The sequence below is a fragment of the Pseudomonas sp. GW823-FHT03E05 genome, assembly GCF_058796855.1.
The window spans coordinates 36,527-42,953 of the sequence record NZ_JBXAJB010000009.1 but is presented as its reverse complement, the minus strand read 5'-3'; the positions used below and the strand labels follow the sequence as shown (position 1 = coordinate 42,953).

General features: G+C 65.5%; 7 protein-coding genes. 5 read left to right on the top strand and 2 right to left on the bottom strand.

Annotation, left to right across the window (positions count from 1 at the left end; genetic code table 11):
* Positions 1 to 178 precede the first annotated feature (178 nt).
* Positions 179 to 955 carry an IclR family transcriptional regulator gene (locus AC1RCO_RS28430; protein WP_492618270.1) on the bottom strand — a complete coding sequence of 259 codons (777 nt, stop codon included), beginning with the start codon at positions 953 to 955 and terminating at the stop codon, positions 179 to 181.
* A gap of 171 nt (positions 956 to 1,126) precedes the next feature.
* Here AC1RCO_RS28430 and AC1RCO_RS28425 point away from each other — a divergent pair, with 171 nt between their 5' ends.
* From AC1RCO_RS28425 to AC1RCO_RS28410, 4 genes are read left to right on the top strand one after another with little or no spacing between them, the layout of a single operon-like run.
* On the top strand, positions 1,127 to 1,897 hold the full coding sequence (locus tag AC1RCO_RS28425) for an ABC transporter substrate-binding protein (protein WP_015635071.1): 771 nt from the start codon (positions 1,127 to 1,129) through the stop codon (positions 1,895 to 1,897).
* A gap of 60 nt (positions 1,898 to 1,957) precedes the next feature.
* The gene (locus tag AC1RCO_RS28420; protein WP_011060581.1) at positions 1,958 to 2,614 is read left to right on the top strand and encodes an amino acid ABC transporter permease; all 657 of its coding nucleotides are present in this window, start codon (positions 1,958 to 1,960) and stop codon (positions 2,612 to 2,614) included.
* Entirely contained in the window at positions 2,611 to 3,357 is a 747-nt protein-coding gene (locus AC1RCO_RS28415; protein WP_011060582.1) for an amino acid ABC transporter ATP-binding protein, read from the top strand. The genes AC1RCO_RS28420 and AC1RCO_RS28415 overlap by 4 nt, the downstream gene beginning before the upstream one ends.
* Entirely contained in the window at positions 3,354 to 4,643 is a 1,290-nt protein-coding gene (locus AC1RCO_RS28410; RefSeq protein ID WP_220224130.1) for an NAD(P)/FAD-dependent oxidoreductase, read from the top strand. The genes AC1RCO_RS28415 and AC1RCO_RS28410 overlap by 4 nt, the downstream gene beginning before the upstream one ends.
* Here AC1RCO_RS28410 and AC1RCO_RS28405 read toward each other — a convergent pair whose 3' ends face one another.
* Positions 4,644 to 5,318: a hypothetical protein gene (locus AC1RCO_RS28405; RefSeq protein ID WP_026020093.1), complete on the bottom strand. Its 675-nt coding sequence runs from the start codon at positions 5,316 to 5,318 to the stop codon at positions 4,644 to 4,646. It lies immediately after the preceding gene.
* A gap of 227 nt (positions 5,319 to 5,545) precedes the next feature.
* Between AC1RCO_RS28405 and AC1RCO_RS28400 the strand changes: the two genes are divergently transcribed.
* Positions 5,546 to 6,250: a glutathione binding-like protein gene (locus AC1RCO_RS28400; RefSeq protein ID WP_011060585.1), complete on the top strand. Its 705-nt coding sequence runs from the start codon at positions 5,546 to 5,548 to the stop codon at positions 6,248 to 6,250.
* The last annotated feature ends 177 nt before the right edge of the window (positions 6,251 to 6,427 follow it).

Here is a 6,427-nt window from a genome sequence, read left to right as displayed (position 1 = left end):
TGATCGGCACTGGCCCTGTAGCCGCTGCCGAGCGTCAGCGAGGCTGCGCAAAGGCCCGCAGGGCCTTGCCTGGCGATCCTCCGTCGGAGCGCTGTCGGCCTTGAGAGCGCCGCGCCCCTTCGGGTCATTCGTCCGAACGCGGCCCGAGCCTGCGGCAGCGGCTACAGGAGAGCGATTTTCAGAGGGTGCGAATCGAGGTGCGGATGGCCCTGGCGCATTCGATCACCGAGGGCGCGAGCTTGCGTTCGGCTTCTTCCAGGGTCCAGCGGCTGCTGGGCACCACCACGTGCACCGCGGCCACCGGCAAGCCCTTGCCGTCGAGGATGGGCGCGGCTATCGCCATGTCGCCCAGGAACAGTTCTTCCGGGTTCAGGGCATAGCCGCGGCGCTGGGTGGCGTCGATCTCGCGCTGGATCTCGTCCAGGTCGGTGCGGGTGTGTCGGGTGTGGGCCTTGCGCTCGCTGGCTTCGAGAATCTGGGTGGCCTCGGCGGCGGGCAGGGCGCTGAGGTAGGCGCGGCCCGAGCCGGTGCAGTACATCGGGATACGACTGCCGATGGGCATGTGGATGGGGATGAACTTGGGCGCCACGAATCGCGCTACATAGACCATGTCCAGGCCATCGGGCTCGGTGAGGTTGGTGGTTTCCCCGGTGACCTGGGCCAGCTCGGCGAGGAAGGGGTTGGCCACGTCCACCAGGGTGTCGGCTGCCAGGTAGTTGTAGCCGATCTCCATCACCCGCGGGGTCAGCTGGAAGCGCTTGGTCTGCGGGTGCTTACGCACGTAGCCCAGCTGTTCCAGGGTGTGGATCATGCGCTGCGCCGAGCTTTTGTTGATGTCGGCGGCCGTGGCGATTTCCGCCAGGTTCATGGTCCGTTGCGCGGCGTTGAAGGCCCGCAGCACCGCCAGGCCCTTCTCCAGTGACTGGTTGAAAAGGGAGTTGTTGTTATCGCTCATGACCAGTCCTTTCAGGTTATTTTGTGTTTTGAATATCGATATTCGATATTTATAAATCTCTTTACGATTTTTGTAAATTGTTTATAGTCGGGTTCATGCCTCCTGCCTTCCACAACAGAGGCTATCCATCACGGACTTCAAACAATAAAACCGTCCAATGGGAGATTCGCCATGCACACCCGCACTCGCGTCCTTGCACCCGCTGTTTTCGCATTCTGTTGCGCCCTTGGCCTGGGCCTTTCGGCGTCGGCCCAGGCCGAGCCGCTGTACAAGGTCGGGGCCACCGCCACCGGCATTCCCTTCACCTTCCTTGACGTCAAGAGCCAGAGCATCGAGGGCATGATGATCGATGCCGCCCGGGCCGTGGGCAAGGCCGGCGGTTTCGCCGTGGACATCCAGCAGACCACCTTCGCCGCGCTGATCCCGTCTCTGACCTCGAACAAGATCGACATCATCTCCGCCGCCATGCTGCGCACCCCGGTGCGCGAGAAAGTGGTGCAGTACTCCGACCCGGTGTTCAGCTATGGCGAGGGCCTGATCGTCAAGGCCGACGACGCCAGCGACTACCGCCGCATGGAGGACCTGGCCGGGGAAACCGTCGGCGCCCAGGTCGGCACGGTGTTTATCGACGAGTTGAACAAGCGCGGGATCTTCAAGGAAGTGCGCGGCTACGACTCGATTCCCGATCTGATGCGCGACCTGGCCCTGGGGCGGATCAAGGCCGGTTTCGCCGACCGGCCGATCCTCGCCTACCAACTGGCCCAGGGCACCCAGAACAAGGTGCGGCTGGTCAAGGGCTACCAGCCGGTGGTCATGGGCGATGTCTGCCTGATCGTGCGCAAGGGCGATGCCCAGACCCTGGCCGAGGTCAATCGCGGGATCGCCGCGATCAAGGCCGACGGCACCCTGGACCGCATCATCGAGCACTGGAAGCTCAACTGATCCAGTCGCGGCCCGGCGCCTGGCCCGGGTCCCTTTCCTGCTGAATAAACGGGTCTCTCCATGTTTCTCCAGAACGCTCTGGACTTCCTGCCCATTCTGTTGAAAGGCGCAGTGGTCACCCTGCAGGTCACCGTTGGCTCCTTCGTGCTCAGCTCGCTGATCGGCCTGGTCTTCGCCTTGATGATGGTGTCCAAGGTGCGCTCGGTGGCGTTGTTCGCCATCGGCGTGGTCAACGTCATTCGCGGGCTGCCGATCATCGTCCAGCTGTTTTACATCTACTTCGTGCTGCCGGATTTCGGCATCCAGCTCACCGCCATGCAGGCCGGGGTGATCGGCCTGGGCATCGCCTACTCGGCGTACCAGGCGGAAAACTTCCGCGCCGGTATCCAGGCCATTCACCAGGGGCAGATCGAGGCCGCCGAATCCATCGGCATGCGCGGGCCGATGATCATGCGCCGGGTGGTGCTGCCCCAGGCCCTGCGCATCGCCTTGCCGCCCTATGGCAACACCCTGGTGATGATGCTCAAGGACTCGTCCCTGGTGTCCACCATCACCGTGGCCGAGATGACCCGGGCCGGGCAACTGATCGCTTCCTCGACCTTCGAGAACATGACCGTCTACACCCTGGTGGCCTTGCTCTACCTGGCCCTGAGCCTGCCGCTGTCCTTTGCCCTGCGCCGCCTGGAGGCGCGCATCAGCACCCGGAGAAAGCCATGATCCAGATCAAGGGCGTACACAAGAGCTTTGGCAACGTGGCGGTGCTCGAAGGCATCGACCTACAGGTGCACAGCGGTGAAGTGGTGTGCCTGATCGGGCCCTCGGGGTCCGGCAAGTCGACCCTGCTGCGCTGCATCAACGGCCTGGAAAGCTACGAGCAGGGCGACATCCTGGTGAGCGGGGCGCGGGTCGACCGGCAGGCCAAGAGCATCCATGAACTGCGTACCCGGGTGGCCATGGTGTTCCAGCGCTTCAACCTGTTCCCCCATCGCACGGCCTTGCAGAACGTCACCGAGGGGCCGATCTACGTCAAGAAACAGGACCCCCGGCAAGCACGCCTGCGGGCCGAGGCGCTGCTGGAAAAGGTCGGCCTGGCCCATCGCATGCACGCCTACCCGGACGAGCTCTCCGGCGGCCAGCAGCAACGGGTGGCCATTGCCCGGGCACTGGCCATGGACCCGGAGGCGATTCTCTTCGACGAACCGACTTCGGCGCTGGACCCGGAACTGGTGGGCGAGGTGCTGGCGGTGATGCGCAAGCTGGCCGACGAGGGCATGACCATGATCGTGGTCACCCATGAAATGGGCTTTGCCCAGGACGTGGCAGACCAGGTGTGCTTCCTCCACAGCGGGCGCATCGTCGAGGCCGGCCCGGCCCGAACCGTGCTCAGCACCCCGAGCCACCCGCGCACCCAGGACTTCCTGCGGCGCTTGCTCAACCAGGGCGCGGAGGTGCAGGCATGAGCGCATCCGAGCCCCTGCGCATGCCGCCCTCGCTGTGGGCGGCCACGGCCATGCCGGCCGAGCACACCCCGGCACTGGCCGAGGACCGGGAGGTCGATGTGGCGATTGTCGGCGCCGGCTACACCGGGTTGGTGAGCGCCCTGCGCCTGGCCCAGAGCGGTGCCAGCGTCTGTGTGCTGGATGCCGGCGAGCCCGGCTGGGGCGCCTCCGGGCGCAACGGTGGGCAGGTGATCCCCGGGCTCAAGTTCGACCCCGAGCAACTGCTGGCCAGGTTCGGCCCGGTACAGGGCGAGGCGCTGGTCGATGCCGTGGGGGGCGCGGCCGATGAAGTGTTCGAGCTGATCAAGGAACACGGCATTCGCTGCGACGCCACCCGCAAGGGCTGGATCCAGCCGGCGTTTTCCGGCGCCGCGATGCACACCCTGGAGCAGCGCGCCGAGCAGTGGCGCCAGCGCGGCGTGGCCGTGGAGTTGCTGGACAAGGCAGCGGTGAGCCAGCGCATCGGCAGCCCGCAGTACCTGGGCGGCTGGGTCGACCCGCGGGCCGGCAGCCTGCACCCGCTGAACTACGCCCGGGGCCTGGCCCGGGTGGCGATGGGGCTGGGGGCGAGCATTCACGGCCAGAGCCGGGTCCGACAACTGCAGCGCGATGGCGGGCGCTGGACCCTGGAGACCGACCGCGGCGCTCGAGTGCGTGCCTCGAAGGTGCTGCTGGCGACCAATGGCTACACCGACGACTTGTGGCCGGGGTTGCGCCAGACGGTGATCGCCGCCAACAGTTTCATCATCGCCACCCGGCCGCTGCCTGCCGAGCTGCGCCAGAGCATCCTGCCGGGCGGCGAGGTGTGTTCCGATGCCCGGCGCCTGCTGCTGTATTTCAAGCAGGACGCCCAGGGGCGCCTGCTGCTGGGTGGGCGCGGGCCGTTTTCCGAGCCGCGCCGGGATGCCGACTGGAACCACCTGGAGCGTTCGTTGCTGAACCTGTTTCCGCAATTGGCGGGGGTCCCCATCGAGTATCGCTGGAGCGGGCGCGTGGCCCTGACCCCGAGTTTTCTGCCGCAGTTGCACGAGCCGGCGCCGGGGCTGTCGATCCTGCTGGGCTACAACGGGCGCGGCATTGCCTTGTCGACCCAGCTGGGCAGGCACCTGGCGGCGCGGCTGACGGGAGCGGGGCAGGGTTTTCCTTTCCCGGTCACGCCGTTGCGGCCGATTCCGCTGCACGGCCTGCAACGCCTCTACCTGGGGGCGGGGATTGCCTGGTACCGGTTGCTCGACGCCCTGGGCTGATCAGCTCGGGCAATCCTGCTCGCCGCCGTCCAGGCCCTGTTTGTAGCTCTGGCTGTGCAGGCTGGCCTTGCCGTTGCGCCAGGTCAGGGTCAGCACGTACAGCGAGTCGAAGTCGCTGGAGGCCCAGTCTTCGGTGATCGGCTGCTGTTGGCCCACGGCTTCTTCGGCGACCTTGTTGATCAGCTCCGGCAGGTAGCCGTGGGACCAGGCGGTGTAGATGATCGAGTTGTGGTAGCGGTCATGCAGCAGCTCGTCCGCCAGGTCGCTGGTGTCATTGGCGGCAAAATCGATGTTCACCGGCAGGCCGAGCTTGATGGCGCTGGGGCTGATGGTCATCAGCGGGCGGATGTAGCTGTAGGAGTTGTCCAGCTCGCCTTCCTCGACGTTGCGCGTGGGGTTGGCGGCGAACACGTACTGCGCCTTGCCGAATTTCTCCGGCAGCAGCGAGGCCAGGTCGATGGCCCGGTTCAGGCCCTGGCAGTTGAGCTGGCCGAGGCCGCCGGCGGGCTTTTCCGCGTGGCGCAGGAACACCAGGGTCTGGGTGCCGTCCACCGGTTGCGCGCGGCTGGCGCTGGATTCCAGGGACAGGCACAGGGCGCTGCCCAGCAACAGGGCCGGCAACGGCAGGTAGCGACGGTGCTTGAAGTGGCGGGCAAGGCGGCGGGGCAGGTTCATGGTGCGGTCATTCTTCAAGTGCGATGCGTGAGGCTGACAAACCCATGTTCCCTGTCGTTGCTCATGGCCTGATCGGGCCGTGGCTTATGAGTCCCTGAACGGCTTTTGGTTCGATTGCAGACAGCTTAAGCACTGCATGTTGCCGATTTAAGAAAACCCGGCGGATAATTCCCCGCCGTTGCCCATCCGTGGCGCCGCCCCCCTTTGATTGAGACTGGAAGCCTGTCATGAGCGATCTTTCCGCCTTTGCCGTCACCCAGAAATGGCCTGCGCAATTCCCTGAGTGGATTCAGTTGTATTCCTTGCCGACCCCCAACGGGGTCAAGGTCTCGATCATGCTCGAAGAGATCGGCCTGCCCTACGAGGCGCACCGGGTCAGCTTCGAGACCCAGGACCAGATGACCCCGGAGTTCCTCAGTGTCAGCCCGAACAACAAGATCCCGGCGATTCTCGACCCCCACGGCCCGGGGGACCAGCCGCTGGCGCTGTTCGAGTCGGGGGCGATCCTGATCTACCTGGCGGACAAGAGCGGGCAACTGCTGGCCCAGGAGTCGGCGGCGCGTTATGAAACCATCCAGTGGCTGATGTTCCAGATGGGCGGCATCGGCCCGATGTTCGGGCAGGTGGGGTTCTTCAACAAGTTTGCCGGCAGGGAGTACGAGGACAAGCGGCCGCTGGAGCGCTACGTGAACGAGGCCAAGCGTCTGCTGGGGGTGCTGGACAAGCACCTGGGGGGGCGCGAGTGGATCATGGGCGAGCGCTATACCATTGCCGATATCGCGACCTTTCCGTGGATTCGCAATCTGATCGGGTTCTATGAGGCGGGTGAATTGGTGGGCATCGACAACTTCCCCGAGGTCAAGCGAGTGCTGGCCAAATTCGTGGCGCGCCCGGCGGTGATCCGCGGGTTGGAGATTCCCAAGGTTTCTTGACGCACGCACGCCCTGTAGCCGCTGCCGCAGGCTGTGCACGAGCGCGCAGCGGTGGCGGCGATCCCAAGAATGCCAGGGGTGTGTCTGGGGGCGCCAAGCCAGGGCCTGCGTACCGAACGCAGCCCGCTCTTTCGCAGCTTCGCCCTGGCTCGGCAGCGGCTACAGCCAACGTTGTGC

Coding starts and splice junctions, on each gene's coding strand:
- AC1RCO_RS28430 (WP_492618270.1), bottom strand. CDS start 955: ATGAGCGATAACAACAACTCCCTTTTCAACCAGTCACTGGAGAAGGGC.
- AC1RCO_RS28420 (WP_011060581.1), top strand. CDS start 1,958: ATGTTTCTCCAGAACGCTCTGGACTTCCTGCCCATTCTGTTGAAAGGC.
- AC1RCO_RS28425 (WP_015635071.1), top strand. CDS start 1,127: ATGCACACCCGCACTCGCGTCCTTGCACCCGCTGTTTTCGCATTCTGT.
- AC1RCO_RS28415 (WP_011060582.1), top strand. CDS start 2,611: ATGATCCAGATCAAGGGCGTACACAAGAGCTTTGGCAACGTGGCGGTG.
- AC1RCO_RS28410 (WP_220224130.1), top strand. CDS start 3,354: ATGAGCGCATCCGAGCCCCTGCGCATGCCGCCCTCGCTGTGGGCGGCC.
- AC1RCO_RS28405 (WP_026020093.1), bottom strand. CDS start 5,318: ATGAACCTGCCCCGCCGCCTTGCCCGCCACTTCAAGCACCGTCGCTAC.
- AC1RCO_RS28400 (WP_011060585.1), top strand. CDS start 5,546: ATGAGCGATCTTTCCGCCTTTGCCGTCACCCAGAAATGGCCTGCGCAA.